Origin of the sequence: Paenibacillus sp. FJAT-26967 (assembly GCF_001541095.1) — a bacterium.
Lineage (GTDB): Bacteria > Bacillota > Bacilli > Paenibacillales > NBRC-103111 > Paenibacillus_F.
This window is the reverse complement of the sequence record NZ_LMXH01000008.1, coordinates 75,367-97,010: the sequence shown is the minus strand read 5'-3', so window position 1 is coordinate 97,010 and position 21,644 is coordinate 75,367. Positions and strand designations below refer to the sequence as shown.

The following is a 21,644-nucleotide window of genomic DNA, read 5'->3' as shown; positions in this document are numbered from 1 at the left end:
TGATCCTCCTCTTACACATTGTGCACGCGTTTGATCCTGCTCACGTTTACACTTTGAGAAACTTACGCACGGAAATGATACTGCCCCAGATTCCAATCAGAAAACCGAGACTAAGCAGCAAACCGGCAATGACAAAACTGATTTCACCAAAAGGCTTCAATTGAATAAATACCATACTTAAATCACTCTTGCTTACATCTACCAATTTGGAATATCCATACAACAGGACTATTACCGGAACAGCAGATCCACCTATACCAAGCAAGGCACCTTCGATAAAGAAAGGCCAGCGGATAAATGAATTGGTAGCACCGACCAGCTTCATGATGGAAATCTCTCTGCGACGGGCAACAATAGTCAGCTTAATCGTGTTAGCAATCAAGAATATCGAGGTGAAGGCAAGCAGAGCAACCAGCACGAGTCCGACATTCCGGACAATTTCCGTGATTTTGAACATGTTCTCTACGGTTCCCTGGCCGTACTTGACACTATCGATCAGCTTGGTTTCTTTACCTTCGTTCATCTGGTTGATCTTGCCCGCAACTGTTGCCACCTGACGGGGATCTTTAACCTCTACTTTAAAAGCCGGCGGCAGAGGGTTCTCGTCTCCATCGAATCCGTCCAGGAATCCTTTGCCTTCCTCGCCAAGCCTTTCACGCAAATCAATCAGGCCCTGCTCCTTCGAAACGAAGGTGACATTCTTTACCTCAGACATAGCCATAAGCTCTTGCTTAAGCCGGTTGGTCTGATCATCTGGGATATTTATATCCATGTAAACGCGTATTTCGACTTGCTTTTCTATTTGATCTGCTACGTAATTCACATTCAGTGACAGCAGCAGGAACACGCCAAGGATAAAGAGCGATATGGTAATCGAGGAGATCGACGCGAACGTCATCCACCCGTTACGGATAATATTGCGAAAGCCTTCCCGCAAGTGACGGGTCAGTGTCCTACTCTTCATAGCCGTACTCACCTCGCAGCTCGTCACGGGCAATGAGACCGTTCTCGATAGCAATTACGCGTTTGCGCATTGTGTTTACAATTTCTTTGTTGTGTGTGGCCATCATGATCGTTGTACCCCGGAAATTAATTTCTTCCAAGAGCTTCATTATCCCCCACGAAGTATCCGGGTCTAGATTCCCTGTCGGTTCGTCTGCGACGATAACCGCAGGGTTATTTACTATTGCCCGAGCAATAGCTATACGTTGTTGTTCACCACCGGACAGCTGTCCTGGCAGGTTATTTGCTTTGTCCTTGAGGTGCACCAGATCGAGGACTTCCATCGTCCGCTTCTTGATGAGCTTCTTCGGAGCCTCAATGACCTCCATCGCGAAAGCAATATTCTCAAAAACGGTCAGTTTCGGCAGCAAACGATAGTCTTGGAAAATAACGCCGATATTACGGCGGACATACGGAATTTTGCGCTGCTTCACCTTCTCGATATTAAACCCATTAACAAAAATTTGTCCTTTTGTAGGCCTTTCTTCCCGATAAATCAGCTTCATAAAGGTCGATTTACCAGCTCCCGAGGGACCGACAATATAAACAAATTCGTTGCGGTCGACTTTAACGTCGATTCCACGCAGCGCGTGAGTCCCGTTCGGATAGGTCTTCCAAACATCCTGCATCTCGATCAAAATCATCACTTCCTGTTAATGGCGGATTGATCCTAGCTCCCTATGAAGTTCGACAACCATCTCAAAAATCCTTTAAAAAAAGGGGAATATTCAACATGTTTTCACACTTACCGCGGAAAATGTTGCGTTTTCGCCTGTTTTCGCCCAAAGGCATATTTGTCCGATTATCTCGATACACATATAGAACAGACATCCGCCCTGAATTAGCTGTTTCTTTAAATCCGATAGTCAACACTCTACAAAGAAAACCAAAGGAGCTTCTTATGAGGCCAGTCAAACGCATGATGGTAGTAACCTTGATCGCTGTGCCTCTTGCGGCTGCATTATGGCTCGGCTCTATGTTTTATTACGGCACTCGCCCCGCCTTCCCGGAAGCCTTCTCCATATCGGGCTGGACTGCCGGCGGTACTGGTTACGCTGAATTTGAAACTAATTGGAACAAGCAGCTTGATCGGCTCAAACAAAGGAAGATCGAACTTATCTCTAATAAACCAGAGATCCCTTCCCAATCACTCACGCTGGAGCAGCTGGGTCTACGTATAGATGACAGTGCGGTTCGCCAGAACTTCAACGATCTGACCGAAGGCAGCACGCTGACTCGCGCCCGCAACCGCTGGCGGCTTCGCAGCCATAAGACCGCCGTTCATCTATCTGTCGATCTTCGCCTGCTGGAAGCAAAGGTCCGGGCTGTTTGGCATACTCTTTATGCCGATCAACCTGTTCCGGCCAAGCGTATAATCACCCCTTGGGATGAGATTCGCTACGAGCCTGAACAAACCGTCTTGTCGATCAATGAAAGCCGTTTGAAGGCATCCATCGAACAGATCCTGCAACAGCCCGATGTTCTGGCGCAAGCGGAGCCTGCCGGGATCGAGCTTCCTTTTTATCAAAAGGCACCGGATGTGACCCTGCGCTTGTTACGCGATCAGCGTATCGATCGGCTCCTTACTCAGTTCACTACGGCTATAACCAGCTCCTCGGCTGGCCGCAAACATAACGTCCGTTCTACGGCTTCGACGCTCCATGATGTCATTCTGAAGCCAGGCGAAATCTTCGATTACGCACCTATTATTGAACAGACCGGCAAAAAGTTCGGCTTCCGGGAGGCTCCCGTTATTCTGAACGGAAAGCTGACCCCCGGAGTTGGCGGCGGAATCTGCCAAGTTTCCACGACTCTGTACAATGCCGTCTTAAGGGCCGGTCTGGAAATTGTCGAACGGAAAAACCACTCTCTGCCGATTAGTTATGCACCTATGGGGCAGGATGCAACTTTTTCGACAGGATACATCAATTTTCGCTTCCGGAACGACACAAATGCCCATCTCCTCATTCGCACTGAAATGACGGAAACAGCCTTAACAGTTAAACTGTTCGGAAGCATTCCACGGGATACGACGTATGAGATTGAGTCGACGACAGTCGAGACCCTCTCACCACCTGTTAAATACGTTCATAATCCGGCTCTCCAAACAGGACAGCAGATCGTCTTAAGCCCCGGTAAACAAGGATTTATCGTAGACACCTTCCGGATCAAAAAACAGAACGGGAATGTCGTTTCCCGGGAAAGAATTTCCAGAGACCGCTACTCCCCGCAGAACAAAGTTGTGGCAGCCAATACCGGCAAGCTTAAGGTACCCGCAAAGCAACCCCCGCCGCAAAACAACGTCATCGAGGACGGAGTAACCGGATCTTGGTCGCAGACATCTCCGTGACCGGATACAACGATAAGAATGAAACAGGAAAGGCTCTGAGCATCAAGCGGGGGCTGCGCCAGCCGCAAGAATTTCATGAGCCTTTCAGTTATTTATTCATTATTTACTTTTTGAAACCATGCTGTCAACCCAACTAACAGTTTCTCCCATACGGGACTCTGCCCGAGAGATTGCCCCCTCCACTTGCGGACCCGCAGTGCCGCCGTAGACATTACGCGCATTAACGACCTGCTCCGGCTGGAGAACCTGGTAAATATCTTCGCCGAATAAAGTTGAGAATTGTGTGAATTCCTCCATCGACAGATCGAGTAAGAATTTTCCCTGCTGGATGCAGTAAAGGACCGTTTTGCCGATGACTTCATGCGCCTGACGGAATGGCAGCCCTTTGTTAACCAGATAATCCGCAATGTCAGTTGCATTGGAGAAATCCTGGTTAACGGCTTGACGCATCCGGTCTTTGTTGACTTTCATCGTCGCGACCATGGGAGCGAACAGTTGCAGTGCTCCTTGAAGCGTACGGACGGTATCCAGCATTCCTTCCTTGTCTTCCTGCATGTCTTTGTTATAGGCCAGCGGAAGCGCCTTGAGGACGGTCATCAGACCGAAGAGGTTGCCGTACACACGGCCTGTTTTGCCGCGCACCAGCTCGGCTACGTCCGGATTCTTCTTCTGTGGCATAATGGAGCTGCCCGTACAGAAGGCATCGTCCAGTTCGACGAAGGCGAACTCGGTACTCGACCACAGGACAAGCTCTTCACAAAAACGGGACAAGTGCATCATAATGAAGGACGCATTCGCCAAGAACTCCAAGATGAAATCACGGTCGCTGACCGCATCCAGACTGTTCTCGTAGACCGCATCAAATCCAAGCTGCTCGGCTACGAAGTGACGGTCGATCGGGAACGTCGTTCCCGCAAGCGCACCCGCTCCGAGCGGAAGCACATTGATCCGCTTGTAGCTGTCCTGCAGCCGCTCGATATCGCGCTGGAACATAGACACGTACGCCATCAGATGATGGGCGAACAGGATCGGCTGCGCCCGCTGCAGATGCGTGTAACCCGGCACAATGGTGTCGAGGTTGGCTTTGGCCTGCGTCAGCAGTGCCTCCTGCAGCTTCTGCAGCAGGCCGACAAATTCAACTACACGGCTGCGCAGGTACAAGTGCATGTCCGTTGCCACTTGGTCGTTACGACTGCGGCCCGTATGCAGCTTGCCTCCAACAGGCCCCACTTCATCGATCAGCGTCTTCTCGATATTCATATGAATGTCTTCGTTCGCAACTGTATACTCCAGCTCACCGCGGCGGATCATGCCAAGAACGCGATTCAGTCCGTCCTTGATAGTCTCAACATCTTCCTGCGGAAGAATTCCGCATTTGCCCAGCATGGTAACATGAGCGAGACTTCCCTGAATATCTTCTTCCGCCAGTTCTTTATCGAACGTGATGGAAGCGGTGTATTCCTCTACTAATTGGTCGGTTTGTTTGGTGAACCGGCCGCCCCACAGTTTGGACACGACTTCTGCCTCCTTGGATTGGAACGGAACAACGGGCCGCTTCCGGCCCGTTCCGTTACTTTTTAATCGATCATGTATGTTGTACTTCTTTACATTCTAACGAAGTATTCTGCTGATATGGAATAACCCTTCCCGTAACAACGAAATGCCGCATTCCTGCACTTCAACGGCACATCGGGATCAGAAAATTATTTCCCGGACTGTTCCACCCCAGAGCTAACTTTGAGGCGCAGTGCATTCAGGCGGATAAATCCGGCTGCATCGCCTTGATCGTAAGCTTGGGTCGGATCTGCTTCCATCGTTGCGATATCCGGGTTGTACAAGCTAACCGGACTCTTCACGCCGGCAGCAATGACGTTGCCTTTGTAGAGCTTCGCACGAACTGTACCCGATACGTTCTTTTGGCTCTCCGTAACGAGTGCTTGAAGCGCAAGACGTTCCGGAGCAAACCAGAATCCGTTGTATACAAGCTCGCTGTATTTCGCAATCAGCGAGTCCCGAAGATGCATAACTTCGCGGTCCATCGTCAACGACTCCATCCGGCGGTGAGCTGCGAACAGGATCGTACCGCCCGGCGTCTCGTATACACCGCGGCTTTTCATGCCGACAAAACGATTCTCGACCATATCGATACGTCCGATCCCATGCTTGCCGCCCAGCTCGTTGAGCTTCTCCATCATTTGCAGAGGGTTCAGCTTCTCGCCGTTGAGCGCCACGCAGTCGCCCTTCTCAAATTCAAGCTCGATATATTCCGGCTGATCCGGCGCATCTTCCGGGGATACGCTCAGCACGTACATATCGCGGTTGGATTCCGCACTTGCGTCGAACCAAGGATCTTCGAGCATGCCGCTTTCAAATGAGATATGTAGCAGGTTGCGGTCCGTTGAATACGGCTTAGCCGCGGAAGCCTGTACAGAAATTCCCTGCTTCTCCGCATAAGCGATCATTTCCGCGCGTCCCGGGAACTGCTCCCGGAAAGATTCCAGACGCCAAGGAGCAATAACGCCCAGCTCCGGTGCCAACGCAGCAGCCGTCAACTCGAAACGGATCTGGTCGTTGCCCTTGCCGGTTGCGCCATGTGCGATTGCTGTTGCGCCTTCAGCGCGTGCAATCTCAACCATGCGCTTAGCGATCAGCGGACGCGCAATGCTCGTACCGAGCAGGTATTGGCCTTCGTACAGTGCACCGGACTGGAACATCGGGTAGATGAAGTCCTTTGCAAACTCTTCGCGGAGATCGTCAATATAGACTTTGCTTGCGCCAGTAGCGAGCGCTTTTTCTTCCAGACCGTCCAGCTCGTCTTTCTGGCCGATATCGGCTGTAAACGCGATGATTTCAGCGTCGTAAGTTTCTTTGAGCCATGCGAGAATAACGGATGTATCCAGACCACCCGAATAGGCCAGCACGATTTTTTCCTTTGCCATGTTTCCCATCACCTTTGCTGCAATAATTTAAATAAACTTTTATATAATCGAGTATAGACGAAAAAATATATTTATCCAACCACGCGACCCACGGTTTCTACATAATTGAAGCCATAATAGCTTTCTGTGCATGCAGGCGATTCTCCGCCTGATCGAATACGAACGAATTCGGCCCGTCGATGACGCCTTCGCTGACTTCTTCCCCGCGGTGTGCAGGCAGGCAGTGCAGGAAGAGGTAATCCTTCTTCGCATAGCTCATCAGCTCTTCGTTGACCTGGTAACCGCTAAATGCGCGTTCCCGCTCCTGCTGCTCGGCTTCAAAGCCCATGCTTGCCCATACATCCGTGTAGATCACGTCTGCATCTGCCGCCGCTTCCTTCGGATCGTTCGTTACAAGAACGGAGCCGCCTGTTTGAGACGCAAATTCCTTGCTCGTACGGACGAGCTCTTCCTGCGGCGTATAGCCTTCCGGTGATGCGACTGCAATATGCATGCCGAATTTGGCGGCCCCTACCATCAGAGAGTGAACCATATTGTTGCCATCGCCGATATAGGCGATTTTGAGGCCTTCCAGGCTTCCTTTGTGCTCCTGAATGGTCATGTAATCTGTCAAAGCCTGACAAGGATGCGAGAAATCCGTCAGCCCGTTGATGACGGGAATCGTAGCGGCACGGGCCAGGTCAACCACATTGCGGTGAGCGAACGTGCGGATCATAATACCGTCCAAGTAACGGGACATCGTCTGTGCCGTATCCGAAACCGTTTCCCCCCGGCCAAGCTGAATGTCGTTCTTACTTAAGAAAAGCGCATGTCCGCCAAGCTGAAACATGCCTACTTCAAAAGATACCCGCGTCCGAGTGGAGGATTTCTCAAAAATCATGCCAAGCGTTTTGCCTTTGAGAAGCTGATGGGCTTCTCCAGCCTTTTGTTTTGCCTTCAAATCCCGGGCAAGGCTGATCAAATAGTTCAACTCTGCTGGTGTGTAATCGACAAGCCCCAGGAAGTCTCTTCCTTTAAGCTGCGTCTGCATGTCTTCTTGTAATGTGCCGGACATAGGAGTCAGTCCTTTCTTCTCTCATAATGTCGGAGAATCCGCATGCGGACGCCCCTTATCTGCCCTACACCGATTAGTGAGGCTCTTCCGCTGTGAAAAATAGGAAGAGCCGTCATGTACGGATAGACCGATTGGTTTACTTCTCGAAAAAATGGGCGCTCCGTTCAGAACCGGAGTCTCTATATGGAAGCCTCTCTTATTGTACTAAAACAGCAGCCTTGCCAGCCAGTATATCGCATACTACATCAAGGCCTTGCTGCAAGTCTTCTTTGGAGATGGTCAGACTCGGAAGCAGACGGATAACTTGCGGACCCGCCGAGACAACCAGAACACCGGCAGCGTGAATTTCCGAAATGATTTCAGCCACCGGCTGCTTGCATACGATTCCGATCAGCAGGCCTTTGGAGCGAATCTGCTCAACCAGCGGATTATTCCCCAGCTTCTCATTCAATGTGCTCAAAGTCCACTCGCCGAGTTCAGCGGCACGGTCCGCGATCTTGTCGCTCAGCATATACTCGACTGTCGCGATAGCCGCCGCCATCGCAATCGGAGTACCGCCGAATGTGCTGCCGTGGGAGCCTGCCGAGAAGGCCGGGGCAAGCTTCGCCTTGCCCAGCATAGCGCCGATCGGAAATCCGCTGCCCAGACCTTTGGCCATGGTGAAGATATCCGGCTCAATCCCGTAATGCTCGTAGGCGAATAGCTTGCCCGTACGGCCCATGCCCGTTTGAATCTCATCGACAATCAGCAGCAGATTCTTCTCTTTGCACAGCTCCGCCAGTTGTTTGATGAAAGCCGGATCGGCTGTAATAACGCCGCCCTCGGCCTGCACCATTTCGATCATGACTGCACAAGTCCGGTCATTGATCAGACTCTTAACAGACTCAATGTCATTGAAGTTCGCATACGAGAAGCCTGCCGGCAGCGGATGGAACCCTTCCTGTACCTTCTCCTGTCCAGTCGCCGTTAATGTCGCCAGTGTACGGCCGTGGAAGGACTGGTGGAACGTAATGATTTCATGGCGGTCTTCGCCCAGCACTTTCTGTGCATAACGGCGCGCCAGCTTGATTGCCGCTTCGTTGGCTTCCGCTCCGGTGGAGCAAAAGAACACGGCATCGGCACAGCTGTTGTCAGTCAAAAGCTTCGCAAGCTTCTCCTGATTCGGAATGTGGAACAAATTCGATACGTGCCAAAGCTGGTCGAGCTGCGCAACCAGTTTCTCTTTTACAGGTGCGGGTACGTGCCCCAAATTGGCAACTGCGAGGCCGGACATCAGATCGATGTATTCCTTGCCTTGGTCATCCCACAATCGGCTACCTTCCCCTCTAACCAAAGTAATCGGAAAACGGGCATAGGTCGGAAATAAACGGCTTGCCTGCTGAACCATGTTCTTCACTCCCATCTTTAGATTGTCTCTTCTAGTGCTTCCAAACTTGCTCTAAATTCTGCTGTTATGTGAATCTCTGCTGCAATCTGCCTGCTGCAGAACGGATGCTACAAATTTATGATTCGCGTTCCTACATTGCCGCCAGCCAGTACCTGGCTAAGAATACCCGGAACGGATCCGTCCACGATCACCACTTCGCGTACAGCGCCCTGGATACACTGGATGGCGGCCCGTACCTTCGGGATCATGCCTCCGTAGATATCACCGCTTGCGATCATGGCTTCGATCTCCTCGACCGTCACAGTAGGAAGCACCCGCTTCTCTCCGTTCTCGATCTTCATAATACCGGGCACATCCGTCACGACAATCAGTCGTTCCGTCCCGATCCGCGAGGCCACAGCACCTGCTGCCGTATCCGCATTGATGTTGTAGCGCTGGCCTCCGTTGCTGCCGAGACCGATCGGAGCAATGACAGGCATGAAGCCCATGCCGACGATTCCATGCACAAGCTCCGCATTCACATCGCTCACGTCGCCTACAAGCCCTACTTCGGCAGCGTTAGCCACGGGCTCCGCCGTGATGAGACGGCCATCCACACCGGATAAACCGAGTGCTTTGGCACCTGAAAGCTGTATTCGCCGCACAATTTCCTTGTTAATGCGTCCGGCTAAAACCATTTCGACCACATCAAGTACCTGCTCGCTCGTTTTGCGAAGCCCGCCCACGAACTCGGTCTCAATCTGAAGCTGGCTTAGCGTCTCAGAAATAGCCGGACCACCGCCGTGTACGATAACAGGTACAATGCCCTGATCCTGCAGCTTCTTCAAATCTTCAAAGAAAGAGTCCGGTAATGCGGCAAGCGTACTGCCTCCGCACTTCATTACAAAACTGTTCATCTAACTTCCGCCCCCGATTCCATCACTGGCATGCCCGCTCCCATTACGTACGGTAAGCTGCGTTGATGCGGACATAATCGTATGTCAAGTCACAACCCCAAGCGGTCGCGCTGGAATTTCCCATATGCAGGTTCACATTAATTTGTACAAAATCGCCCTTCAAGTACTCCTCTGCCCGATCCTCGTCAAACTTCACAGGCCTCGACTGGCTGAGCACCATAATGTCGCCGAGCTGAACATCTACCGTGTCTGTCTGAACCGGCTGGCCGGCGCGCCCGACAGCCGCGATAATGCGGCCCCAGTTCGCATCGGCTCCGAAGCAGGCCGTTTTCACGAGTGAGGACCCGATGACGGTCTTTGCGATCGCCCGGGCGGCATCACGCGAAGCTGCGCCGAGCACGTTCACCTCAATCAGCTTCGTCGCCCCTTCACCGTCACGGGCGATCATCTTCGCCAAATGCTCCGATACATAGGCGAACGCAACCGCGAAGGCTTCCCAGTCCGGGTGATCCGGAGTCAGCGCCTCTTCTCCGGCAAGACCGCTCGCCATCACGACGACCATATCGTTCGTGCTGGTGTCGCCATCCACCGTAATCATATTGAAGGTGGAATCGGTTGCCGCACTCAGCAGCTGCTGCAGATGCTCGCTGCTGATGTTAGCATCGGTTGTGACGAAACCGAGCATCGTTGCCATGTTCGGGTGAATCATTCCCGAACCTTTGGCCGCTCCGGCGACGTGAACTTCACGGCCGCCGACATTCACGCGCACGCAGGCGACTTTCTTCACCAGGTCGGTCGTCAGGATCGCCTGGCAGAAATCGTCGCCGCCCTCGGCGTGCACCTTCTCCGGCAGCGCTTCGATGCCGGAGAGAACCTTCGGCATCGGCAGCAGTTCGCCGATGACGCCCGTCGAAGTGACGCCCACGAGGTTCTCGGCGAGGCCCAGCTGACGCGCCAATGCTGCACGCATCTCACGCGCATCCGCGAGTCCCTGCTCGCCAGTGCATGCGTTGGCGTTGCCGCTGTTAACGAGCATCGCCTGAAGCTTGCCTCCGGCAGCGACGCTCTCCTGAGTTACCAGGAGCGGTGCGGCCTGGAACGCATTCAGCGTGTATACAGCCGCAACCGCTGCGGGAACGTCGCATACGATCGCTCCGAGATCGTAGCGCTCGGTTTTTTTCAATCCGCAGTGAAGCCCGCCTGCGCGGAATCCTTTGGGCGTGGTCACCGTGCCATCGGGCACGACGGTAAAACGGCCTAGCAGCGTCATTGATGCTCACCTGTCCTTTTTCCATGAGGAATCGATAATATGAATAATCCGTTCTTACTCTTAAAAATCCTTGATCCTGCCTATATGATTTCGTCTTCGTTCTAGGCCGGTCCTTGTTAAACCAGCCCTTTCAATTGAGAGCAGGATGTATGTTATGAATAGCTCCTATGGATATACAGGCGTGAAATTCAGTCCCGCAGTCTCATCCCAGCCCATCATTAAATTCAGATTCTGGATCGCCTGGCCTGCCGCCCCTTTAACCACGTTGTCGATAACGGAAATTACCGTCACCCGGTTCGTACGCTCATCCACGGCAAATCCGATATCGCAGTAGTTCGAACCCCAGACTTCTTTGGTAGCCGGAAGTTTGCCCTGTTCACGGATCCGTACGAATTTGCGTCCCTCATAGTACTGGCGGTACAAGTCAATAAAAGCCTGCGCATCATGTTCCCCTCTGAGCTGCGCATAACAGGTTGCCATTATACCGCGTGTCATCGGCACCAGATGAGTCGAGAACGTCATTGTAACGGGTTGGCCGGCTGCATCACTAAGCACCTGCTCAATTTCCGGAATATGCTGATGACGGTTCAGTTTATAAGCAGAGAAATTCTCGTTAGCTTCCGCATAGTGCGCTCCCAGACTTAGGCCCCGGCCTCCACCGGACACACCTGATTTGGCATCGACGATTATCGTCGAGGGGTCGATCCATCCTGCCTTAACAGCAGGCACCAGCCCCAGAAGAGTAGCCGTCGGATAGCATCCCGGATTCGAGACGAAATTTACACCTTGCACCTGATCTCCATACACTTCGCATAAGCCGAAAACCGCCTTGTCCAGATCCTCCTGCGGAGCTCCATCGCGCTTGTACCACTGGGTGTATAGCTCCGGAGTTTTCAAGCGGAAATCACCGGACAAGTCGATGACCTTCAAACCCGCTTCCAGCATATCCGGAGCCAGCTTTGCCGCTACACCTGCCGGGGTGGCCAGGAAAACAACGTCAGCCTTGGAGGCGATCAACGGGATGTCTACCGCATCAAGCGACTCCTGCATTATGGCATTCAGATGAGGAAATCCCTCCGAAATCGGCGCCCCTGCACTCGAAGAGGAGATAACCGATGTAATCATGACCTGGGGATGATTTAACAGAAGCCGGATTAACTCGACTCCCCCATATCCCGTTGAACCTACAATCGCCGCACGAACCTGTGTAGTCATAAGCTTTTCCCTCCAAACGTTCCAAAAAGATATGTATTATTATACATTCAGGGGTATATTAATTCAACGAGTTTTTTAGCCTGTTTTCCAGTGTTCTGAGCCCTGAGATCCCCGCAATAGCCGAAATCCTGCCAAACCCTGCGAATTTAAACTATATTGGACTCTGTCTGAGGAAGACTGGGATTAATCGGTTCATTCTCATAATGCGAATGTGTTATTTGGATAGACAAAAAGGCAGCCTGCGCAGCTGCCGCATACCACCATGTTGTTAAAGATATTTGTGCATAAAAAGAAAGTACCCTTACTCATCCGTTCCCAGCTTCATTCTCACATCGGCCTCTTAAATCCTTCTCCCAGAACTTCGTTCGCATTGCTGAAAATGATAAAGGCCTGCGGGTCGATCGACTGCACGAGCGCCTTCAGCTTGCTAACCTCTCCTTGACTGACTACAACCATAAGCACCAAGCGGGGGTCGCCCGTATATCCGCCTGCCCCTGTTAATTGGGTGAGACCGCGGTCCAGGTCATTCAGAATCGCCTCACGCAGTTTCTCTGAATCGTTGGATATGATATACGCTACTTTAGATGTATTCAGACCTACCTGTACAATGTCGATCGTTTTGGTGGTCACATAGAGTCCGATTAATGCATACAGGGCCTTCTCTGCGCCGAATACCAGCCCTGCCAGTAGGATGACCATACCGTCGAATACGGCTACCGATACCCCCAGGCTCAGACCTGAATACTTATGTAGAATTTGTGAGGCAATGCTGAAGCCCCCTGTGGACCCGCGTCCGCGGAAAACAATCCCGATCCCGAGCCCCAGGCCCATTCCCCCGTAAATCGTTGCGAGCAAGATGTTAGTGGTCAGAACCGGAAATCCGCTTGTCAGCATCACGAAGAGGGGCAGGACAATGGAACCGACAACAGCTTTCATGCTGTACGATCTTTCGAGAAGCCGCAGCCCAAGCAGGAATAAAGGAATGTTCAAGCCCCACTGGGTTAGAGCGGGCTGCCATCCTAGCGTCTGCTGAATAATGGTCGACAATCCGGACACTCCACCCGATGCTACCTGATTGGGGTTCAAGAACATATTAAAACTGCTCGAAATAATAAAAGACCCCAGAATAAGCATTCCGTATTCGTATATTTTCTGCTGCGGACTGTTCAGTACAAGCCTCTGTTTTCTCCGTTTCCCTCTGGCCATAGGTGTGCCTCCATCCATCCGACTTCGTCGGTCTAATTGATCTCTATTGGTAAGCCCGGGAATGTACCCCACTTCACTTCTGCCTAATCAAAAAAACCGTGCGGAGTCCCGGTTTCGACTAAACCGTTTCTCCGCACGTCTTTATTCTTCTTTCTTCTGAATCTGCAGACGCAGATACGCATCAATAAACGGATCCAGTTCGCCATCCATTACAGCGCCCACGTTCCCCGTTTCTTCGGTTGTACGATGGTCCTTGACCATGCTGTACGGATGGAACACGTAAGAACGGATCTGGCTTCCCCAGGCAATATCCGATTGTTCGCCGCGGATTTCCGCCAGATGCTTCTCCTGCTCTTCGATCTTCTTCTCGTAGAGCTTCGATCTCAGATGCTTCATCGCTCGTTCGCGGTTCTTAATCTGCGATCGCTCGGTCTGGCACGTCACCACGACTCCGGTCGGCAAGTGCGTAATCCGCACCGCCGAATCAGTCGTGTTGATGTGCTGACCGCCCGCTCCGCTGGCGCGGTACGTGTCGATCTTGAGGTCCTCCGTGCGGATATCCACTTCCACGTCGTCCTCGATCTCCGGCACTACATCGCAGGAGACGAAAGAGGTGTGCCTGCGTCCAGACGCGTCAAAAGGCGATATGCGGACGAGACGGTGCACGCCTTTTTCCGCTTTGAGGTAGCCGTACGCGTTGTGGCCCTTGATGAGCAGCGTAACGCTCTTCACGCCGGCTTCGTCGCCGGGCAAGTAGTCGAGCACCTCGACTTTGAAGTCTCGCTTCTCTGCCCATCTCCGGTACATGCGAAGCAGCATCTCGGCCCAGTCCTGGGACTCGGTGCCGCCCGCTCCCGGATGCAGCTCCAAAATCGCGTTCAGCTTATCGTACGGCTGACTGAGCAGAAGCTGCAGCTGGAAGTTCTCCAGCTGACGGAGAATCCCTTTAAGGCCGTCTGCGAGCTCTGCGGCCATCTCCTGGTCGTCTTCTTCGTCGGCCAACTGCGCCATGACTTCCATATCTTCGTACTCACTGGCCAGAGCATGAAATTGGTCCGCCACACTTTTAATCGCGTTCATCTCCCCGATGACCTTCTGAGCTTTTTCGTTATCATCCCAGAAGTCCGGCGCAGCCATCTTGACTTCATAATCTGCGATCTCTTCGAGCTTATGATCTAAGTCAAAGAGACCCCCTTAATTCCGTTAATCTCTTAGCTATTTCCCGCATGTCTTGCTTAACTTCAGGTTCCAGCATATCGATACACCTCGGATATTGTAATGTAAAAGCCTTGTACTCAACCGCTCCCATGAAACGCGGCTCAAGTGAAACGGTGAACTCTTCTATATAAGAAGTATTCCATCTAACCCCGTTTCGAATCCCTCTCGAACCCTGAGTGGTAAAATAACCCTGCATGGCAAGATTGAATAAATTATGCATACAAATGAATAACTATGCATAACTATTCACTTTCACTGCCAAGCAGGATTATCTGTTTACCTCAACCATCAGGTCTGTATTTATGAATGAACCTTATTCTTGCGGTAAGTGCAGCGAGAAGATACTACGAGCCGTGGCACTGCTTAAACTTCTTGCCGCTGCCGCATGGGCAAGGATCGTTACGGCCGATCTGATCTTCTTTCACGATCGGCTTCTTCCCGGCTGCTTCCACTTTAGGATCGACTGCCTGGCCTTCCGCTACGGCTTGACGCTCCAGGTTGCTCTCTACATGAGCCTTCATGATGTAGGTCGCCACTTCTTCCTGGATGCTGTCTACCATCTCGTGGAACATTTCGAAGCCCTCGAACTGATACTCACGAAGCGGATCGGTACCGCCGTACGCACGAAGGTGGATACCTTGGCGAAGCTGATCCATCGCATCGATGTGATCCATCCATTTGGAATCAACCGCGCGCAGAACTACAACCTTCTCGAATTCCCGAATAAATTCAGATCCGATTTCTTCTTCACGCTGATCATACTTTTCTTTTACTTTAGCATCGATAAATTCAATGATTTCGTCTATTTCCTTGCCCCACAGGTCTTTATCGGTAATAGCGTCTTCTTGCAGGAAGTTGTTATTCACATAATCGGCAACCGCCTGAAGATCCCACTCCTCCGGAATTTGAGCCTCGGAGCAATGTGCATTTACAATACGTTCAATGCTGGAGCGGAGCATCGTCTCTACAATCTCACGAATGTTCTCCGATTCCAGGACCTCGCGGCGCTGCTTGTAGATAATCTCGCGCTGCTGATTCATAACGTCATCATATTGAAGGACGACTTTACGCATATCGAAGTTGTTGCCCTCAACCCGCTTCTGAGCGGATTCGATTGCACGCGTAATGAGTTTGCTCTCGATCGGCTGGTCTTCTTCCATGCCCAGCCGGTCCATCATCGACATGATGTTCTCTGCTCCGAAGCGCTTCATCAGTTCGTCGCCAAGCGACAAGTAGAATTGCGAGGAGCCCGGGTCGCCTTGACGTCCTGCACGACCACGCAGCTGGTTATCGATCCGGCGGCTCTCGTGACGCTCCGTACCGATGATATGCAAGCCTCCGAGGTCGTGAACTTCGCCGCCCAGCACGATATCCGTACCACGGCCGGCCATGTTAGTCGCGATCGTAACCGCTCCGGCTTGTCCGGCACGGGATACGATTTCCGCTTCTTCGGCATGATATTTCGCGTTAAGCACTTTGTGCTGGACGCCTTTTTTCTTCAGCATATCCGACAGCAGCTCCGAATTCTCAATCGAAATCGTACCGACCAGAACCGGCTGCTTGTTTTTATAACGTTGCACAATCTCTTCCACGACGGCCTTGAATTTGCCCATCTCCGTCTTGTAGACAACATCTGCCATATCTTGACGGATCATCGGACGGTTAGTCGGCACGACGACTACATCGAGGCCGTAGATTTTCTTAAACTCTTCTTCCTCCGTCTTAGCCGTACCTGTCATACCGGACAGCTTACGGTACATCCGGAAGTAGTTCTGGAAGGTAATGGTCGCAAGCGTCATGCTTTCATTCTGAACCTGAAGCTGCTCTTTCGCTTCGATAGCCTGATGAAGACCATCGCTATAGCGGCGGCCTGTCATCAGACGGCCCGTAAATTCATCGACGATGACGACTTCATCATCCTGCACTACATAATCCACATCGCGGCGCATGATAGCTTTGGCCTTGAGTGCTTGCGTCACATGGTGATTGAGCGTTACATTCTGGTGATCGAACAGGTTCTCGACACCGAATGCTTTCTCCGCCTTCTCTACACCTTGCTCCGTCAGTGCAACAGAACGCACCTTGATGTCGATCGAGTAGTCTTCTTCCTCTTTAAGCTTGCTCACAAAACGGTCAGCGGCATAATACATGTCCGTCGATTTAGCGGCTTGTCCCGAAATAATAAGCGGCGTTCTCGCCTCATCGACAAGAATGGAGTCTACTTCATCAATGACAGCAAAAGAAAGCGGACGCTGTACCATCTGCTCTTTGTACAACACCATATTGTCACGCAGATAGTCGAAGCCATACTCATTATTAGTTCCGTACGTAACGTCGCATGCGTATGCCTGCTGCTTTTCTTCGTGGGACAGGTCATTCAGGTTAACACCGACCGTCATGCCCATGAAAGAATAGATCTGACCCATCTCCGCGCTATCGCGCTGTGCCAGATAATCATTGACGGTAACGACATGAACGCCTTTACCCGCCAGTGCGTTCAAATATACAGGCAGCGTGCCGACGAGCGTCTTACCTTCCCCTGTTCTCATCTCGGCAATCTTGCCTTCGTGAAGCACCATGCCCCCGATCAGCTGAACATCGTAATGACGTTTGCCTAGAACACGCTTGGACGCTTCACGCACAACGGCAAAAGCTTCCGGCAGAAGATCGTCAAGATCCTCGCCCTTATCCAACCGCTCCCGGAATTCGACGGTCTTGCCTTTCAATTGTTCATCCGACAGCGCCGAAATCTCCGGCTCGAGTCCATTTATCACCTGAACTGTTTTCTGATATCGCTTAATTTCACGTTCATTGGAATCACCAAACATTTTTTTGACCAGTCCTAGCATCGGTGAACCCCTTTCCCTACACTCAGTATCCTTAAATTGTATCAGTTTGCACGTCATGCCGCAACAAAACTGGGCATTCTTAACGGGAACATTTCAGTGTATCAGATAGGCATATCTGGAGCAAACCCACTCTTCTACATACGCAAAACTCGCTGGGATGTTGCACTTGAACCGAACGGCAAGGAAGAGTTTCATTTCCAAAGCTGGTGAAATTTTACCGAAAGGGGGCAGAAAAATTTTATTTGGACTCCCGGACGATCATTATAGGTGTGTTAACCGTACCAAGAACCCTCCCGGGCTTGTATGTGTCGACTTGTGTCGGCTTGTCCCCCTAGAACATGAAAGAGCTTGATCCCTGGGGATCAAGCTCGCTTTTTTCTACGTAAGTATAAAATTATCATTGCCCTATATAGTGATGCTGGAATTAATGGGTTACTCTACATGAGCGCTCATTGAGCTCCATCAGATAGCCGGTTCGATTAAACCGTATTTTCCATCATCCCTTTTATACACTACATTCACTTTCTCGGTATCCATATTGGAAAAAACAAAGAAATTATGACCGACCATGTTCATCTGCAGGATTGCCTCTTCAATGTCCATCGGCTTCAGCGTAAAACGCTTCGTCCGGACCAGTTCGTAATCCTCCTCTTCCTCGTCCAACGTCATTACTTGGCTTTCGAGTTGCTTAGACAGGTCTCGCTTGTTGCCTTCCAGGCGGATTTTACGGTTCATTTTCGTTTTGTGTTTGCGGATTTGGCGTTCCAACTTGTCGACCACCAAATCAATGGCTGCATACATATCTTCATCTTTATTCTCGGCACGCAGCAGGACGCCTTGGAGCGGGATCGTCACTTCTACTGTATGGATGCCTTTAGTAACACTTAATGTTACGGCACCTTCCGAGTTGAGGGGGGCTTCAAAGTACTTCTCCAGCCTGCTCAGCTTCTTCTCCACATACTCTCTGAGGGCAGCTGTTATCTCGAGATGATCTCCTCGAACGGTGAATTTCATATAAAACTCCTCCCTTCATGTCTCTATTATACCTCAATTAATTTGAATATTCAAAATATGTTGTTTACAAATCCTTGACGATACTTAAGCATATTTGTGAACTCTGAATCATCATGCAAAAAAACACCCTGGAGTTCTCCAGGGTGTTGGTTCACACGTCATTGCCTTGTACTATGAACCGGCCAACGGCCGAATGATTGCAAAAGTTCCTTGCGTGATTAGAGCTTGTTCACGTTAGCAGCCTGTGGTCCGCGAGCGCCTTCTACAATGTCAAACTCGACCTCTTGACCTTCATCTAATGTCTTGAATCCATCTGTCTGAATCGCAGAGAAATGTACGAATACGTCTCCGCCGTCTTCACGCTCAATGAAACCATATCCTTTTTCTGCATTAAACCATTTCACTTTACCTTGCATCGAACACATTCCCTTCTATCTTCAAATAAATGTAAGCCTTTACTTACCTTTTGAATATATCACCCGCCAAATAAATGTGTCAATCTCATGACGGAATAATCCCAAATATTTTGAAAATTTAGGTATTCACAGATTTGACAGCATAGGCATTAAGTCCTAAAACCCTTGTCCAAAGCGAGGTTTTTCTACTTATTCACAGAGTTATCAACAGAGTTATGCACATTATCCACAGGTTAGATATGTGTATATTATTAGAATTCTAGAAGTACAAATGGATAAAATTCGAAATCCGATAGCTATTTCAAGGTCGTTTCTATCACGTCACCCTCTTTGTCAAGTAGAGATAGGTCTGCTCCCGAATAACCTATATAAGATCTTTGCGTCATTCAAACTCACCCTAAATCCAATCCACTGAATATCACCTTAATCTTTAACTAGTAATGAAATATGAGCAAGAGTATCATAATTATTTCGTTTTAATTCTACTAGAATGGAGTTAATATACGAATTGTTATGTTCAATTGTTTTGGCATACGCTTGAATTGTTCTAATAACAATTTCATCACTTAACCCCTTATGTTTACCTGATACTCCAACAAGATGTATCTTAAGCATCCCATAAATAACTGATAAGAGCGCATATTCATCGAACAATGAAATTTCTTTTTCTGACAAGTTGGGAAATAATGAACCAAATAAATTGTTAACTAAGTAGTTTTCTAAAATGTACTCTTTTTCATCCATATAAGATGAATAATAAACTTTAAAGTTTTCCTCATAATTAAGTCTGAACTTATCTAGATCAAATACCTCACTGTCTTGATTCAAACCTTCCATCATTTCCTTATAAGTAACCTGGTACCTATCCATAGATATTCCATAATCTAATCTTGATTTTATAAGTTCAAATAGCGCCTGTAGCTTCAAATCGAGGTTTACTCTTAATTCGGCAATCGAATCAGTATACTCAGGACTATGCAATTTAGATCGAAAAGAATCGATAATATCAGAAATGGATAATCCATAATTTCGTTCTATGTCATTCTGTAAGGCATCAATAAATAAACCGAGCAATACCATTCGATCTCCTAGCAACATGGTACGCCTCTGAATGATTTCAATGGCTAGCATTCTTATTGGCCAAAAATATTGCGTGTAATTGTTTTGCACTTGAATCCCACCGGTTTTTACTACGGGCCAATTGGATTCAAGTTCACACTCCGCTTCTTCAAATTCAATCCCTTGCGGTTGGAGCAATACTAAACGGGCAATCTCTGGACAAGATACCTTGCCCGACAATTCGTAATTTTGGTCATATTTATTCAGATTTCTTGGATACGTATTGCATGTATTAGACAGTGCCTTCTCCCCTAATTTCATCTGAATAGCACACCATTTATCTTCTGTAAGCATGGAACAACAGTTCTTTTCGGTTAAAATAAAACTTGCATAATAGCGATCACTACGGTTAGCGTTATTTTTATTCCTTCTAAGTCCGCTGCTTAGCTTATCACGCAATACCGGATCTTTTACCTTCTGATAATTCTTATATGTTTTTCTATCGATAGATACAGTCCAACCAGCACAACAGGTATCTTCGCACTCTCCTCCTATACACTTGAAGTTTTTCATATACTCCGGCATTAAAGTATTCTGCTTCATTTTGGGGTCCCTCATTTCCTATCAACAGATATTTTATTTAGCCGCTCAATAGCTGGGGTGAAACTGGCTTCCGAGCTAATTCTATACTCAATCAATGCTTTATCGACCTGACCCGTTAATTCATAGTACAATCCCAAATTATATCTTGCTTTGTAGCTACCTACGCCTAGCACAGACTCGTACTTTCGAGGATCCGGTTCCCCAAGCTCAATGCAAGTAAGGAATATATCAGGAATCAAATGAGCGAATTTTGCTGACCCTAGTTCCACAAGAGTGCAGCCATAAAGGAAATATAGATCTGTATAATCAGGGTATTGTTCGATTCCTACCTGTAAAACTTCAAATAATTCCGTAAATTTCTTGTTTTTTAAAAGAACCCAGCCATATGTTTGAACAAGTGTACTGTGAAATGCCTGTTCCCTATTCGAAAATGTATATGCTTTACTTAAATGAAACAGTGCCTTATCATTCACCCCCGCTACTGAATAAGTTCTGCCTATTTGAAAATGTATATAAGAATCTTTATTGTTTTTGTCCAATTCTTTAAACAACAAAGTCAAATTTCGATCATACTTTTTGTTAGCCATTATTTTATTTTTCAAATAGCCACTATGCCTCATGACAAGATCTGTCTGGAAGAAATTTAATTTCTTATGGGAACAATCTATTTGCTCATGGATTATACCTTTATAAAATATCCCACTATTTTTACTAAAAATCCTGGAAATATTCGCGCTTATAACCCCATTATCATCGGTTTCATTTAGAATGCCTATTTTTCCAACTAAACCATTATCCTCAAGTAATCGTTTGCAGGTGTTTTCGAAAGCCCTATCTTGGTTTGGAATAAGTACCTCATCTGCATCAATCATTATAATAATCGGCTGTGTAGCTAATTTTACTAATTCATTTCTGATCATTGAAAAATCATTGCGCCAAACCGTTTTGTTAACAACTGCCCCTTTAGCTAGAGCAATATCGACAGTATTATCATCTGAACCCGTGTCGAGAACCACAATTTCTTTCACATACGGCTTTATAGAATCAATGCATATCCCGATATTATCCTGTTCATTTCTAGTCATAATACAAGCAGATACAGGTTGTTTCATTAAATTACTCCTTGTCGAAAAATTATGAAAAAAGGTGCCTGTAACAGGCACCCG

At 49.1% G+C, this 21,644-nt stretch carries 17 protein-coding genes; 1 reads left to right on the top strand and 16 read right to left on the bottom strand.

Annotated features, from left to right (window positions below; translation table 11 throughout):
- Positions 1-46: 46 nt before the first annotated feature.
- Positions 47-964, bottom strand: a complete 918-nt coding sequence (ftsX, locus tag AR333_RS21740) for a permease-like cell division protein FtsX (RefSeq protein WP_068777473.1) — start codon at positions 962-964, stop codon at positions 47-49.
- Positions 954-1,640, bottom strand: coding sequence for a cell division ATP-binding protein FtsE (gene ftsE, locus AR333_RS21735; protein ID WP_068777472.1), 687 nt, complete (start codon positions 1,638-1,640; stop codon positions 954-956). The genes ftsX and ftsE overlap by 11 nt, the downstream gene beginning before the upstream one ends.
- A gap of 263 nt (positions 1,641-1,903) precedes the next feature.
- Here ftsE and AR333_RS21730 point away from each other — a divergent pair, with 263 nt between their 5' ends.
- Positions 1,904-3,352 carry a VanW family protein gene (locus AR333_RS21730; protein WP_068777471.1) on the top strand — a complete coding sequence of 483 codons (1,449 nt, stop codon included), beginning with the start codon at positions 1,904-1,906 and terminating at the stop codon, positions 3,350-3,352.
- 99 nt (positions 3,353-3,451) lie between these two features.
- Here AR333_RS21730 and argH read toward each other — a convergent pair whose 3' ends face one another.
- The 14 genes from argH to AR333_RS21660 form a co-directional block, all read right to left on the bottom strand.
- A complete protein-coding gene (argH, locus tag AR333_RS21725; protein ID WP_068777470.1) occupies positions 3,452-4,867 on the bottom strand; it encodes an argininosuccinate lyase in 1,416 nt (471 codons plus the stop codon).
- Between the two features lie 188 nt (positions 4,868-5,055).
- A complete protein-coding gene (locus tag AR333_RS21720) occupies positions 5,056-6,291 on the bottom strand; it encodes an argininosuccinate synthase (protein WP_068777469.1) in 1,236 nt (411 codons plus the stop codon).
- Between the two features lie 97 nt (positions 6,292-6,388).
- Complete coding sequence (gene argF / locus AR333_RS21715) at positions 6,389-7,345, bottom strand: ornithine carbamoyltransferase (protein WP_068777468.1); 957 nt, start codon at positions 7,343-7,345, stop codon at positions 6,389-6,391.
- A gap of 196 nt (positions 7,346-7,541) precedes the next feature.
- Positions 7,542-8,732, bottom strand: coding sequence for an acetylornithine transaminase (locus tag AR333_RS21710; protein WP_068777517.1), 1,191 nt, complete (start codon positions 8,730-8,732; stop codon positions 7,542-7,544).
- A 107-nt stretch (positions 8,733-8,839) separates the two neighbouring features.
- Positions 8,840-9,628 carry an acetylglutamate kinase gene (gene argB, locus AR333_RS21705; protein ID WP_068777467.1) on the bottom strand — a complete coding sequence of 263 codons (789 nt, stop codon included), beginning with the start codon at positions 9,626-9,628 and terminating at the stop codon, positions 8,840-8,842.
- 43 nt (positions 9,629-9,671) lie between these two features.
- Positions 9,672-10,898 carry a bifunctional glutamate N-acetyltransferase/amino-acid acetyltransferase ArgJ gene (argJ, locus tag AR333_RS21700; RefSeq protein WP_068777466.1) on the bottom strand — a complete coding sequence of 409 codons (1,227 nt, stop codon included), beginning with the start codon at positions 10,896-10,898 and terminating at the stop codon, positions 9,672-9,674.
- A gap of 165 nt (positions 10,899-11,063) precedes the next feature.
- Positions 11,064-12,113 carry an N-acetyl-gamma-glutamyl-phosphate reductase gene (gene argC / locus AR333_RS21695; RefSeq protein WP_068777465.1) on the bottom strand — a complete coding sequence of 350 codons (1,050 nt, stop codon included), beginning with the start codon at positions 12,111-12,113 and terminating at the stop codon, positions 11,064-11,066.
- Between the two features lie 327 nt (positions 12,114-12,440).
- On the bottom strand, positions 12,441-13,319 hold the full coding sequence (locus tag AR333_RS21690) for a YitT family protein (protein ID WP_068777464.1): 879 nt from the start codon (positions 13,317-13,319) through the stop codon (positions 12,441-12,443).
- Positions 13,320-13,460: 141 nt separating this feature from the next.
- A protein-coding gene (gene prfB / locus AR333_RS21685; RefSeq protein ID WP_156430985.1) for a peptide chain release factor 2 occupies positions 13,461-14,574 on the bottom strand; the annotation gives its coding sequence in 2 pieces (ribosomal slippage) (positions 13,461-14,501 and positions 14,503-14,574; 1,113 coding nt in all).
- Positions 14,575-14,881: 307 nt separating this feature from the next.
- Complete coding sequence (gene secA / locus AR333_RS21680; RefSeq protein WP_068777462.1) at positions 14,882-17,386, bottom strand: preprotein translocase subunit SecA; 2,505 nt, start codon at positions 17,384-17,386, stop codon at positions 14,882-14,884.
- Positions 17,387-17,848: 462 nt separating this feature from the next.
- Positions 17,849-18,400 (bottom strand): ribosome-associated translation inhibitor RaiA, encoded by a 552-nt coding sequence (gene raiA / locus AR333_RS21675; RefSeq protein ID WP_068777461.1) that lies wholly within the window; start codon positions 18,398-18,400, stop codon positions 17,849-17,851.
- 218 nt (positions 18,401-18,618) lie between these two features.
- Complete coding sequence (locus AR333_RS21670) at positions 18,619-18,816, bottom strand: cold shock domain-containing protein (protein WP_068777460.1); 198 nt, start codon at positions 18,814-18,816, stop codon at positions 18,619-18,621.
- 423 nt (positions 18,817-19,239) lie between these two features.
- Positions 19,240-20,478 (bottom strand): flagellin lysine-N-methylase, encoded by a 1,239-nt coding sequence (gene fliB, locus AR333_RS21665; protein WP_068777459.1) that lies wholly within the window; start codon positions 20,476-20,478, stop codon positions 19,240-19,242.
- 11 nt (positions 20,479-20,489) lie between these two features.
- A complete protein-coding gene (locus AR333_RS21660) occupies positions 20,490-21,590 on the bottom strand; it encodes a glycosyltransferase (protein WP_068777458.1) in 1,101 nt (366 codons plus the stop codon).
- Between the last annotated feature and the right edge of the window lie 54 nt (positions 21,591-21,644).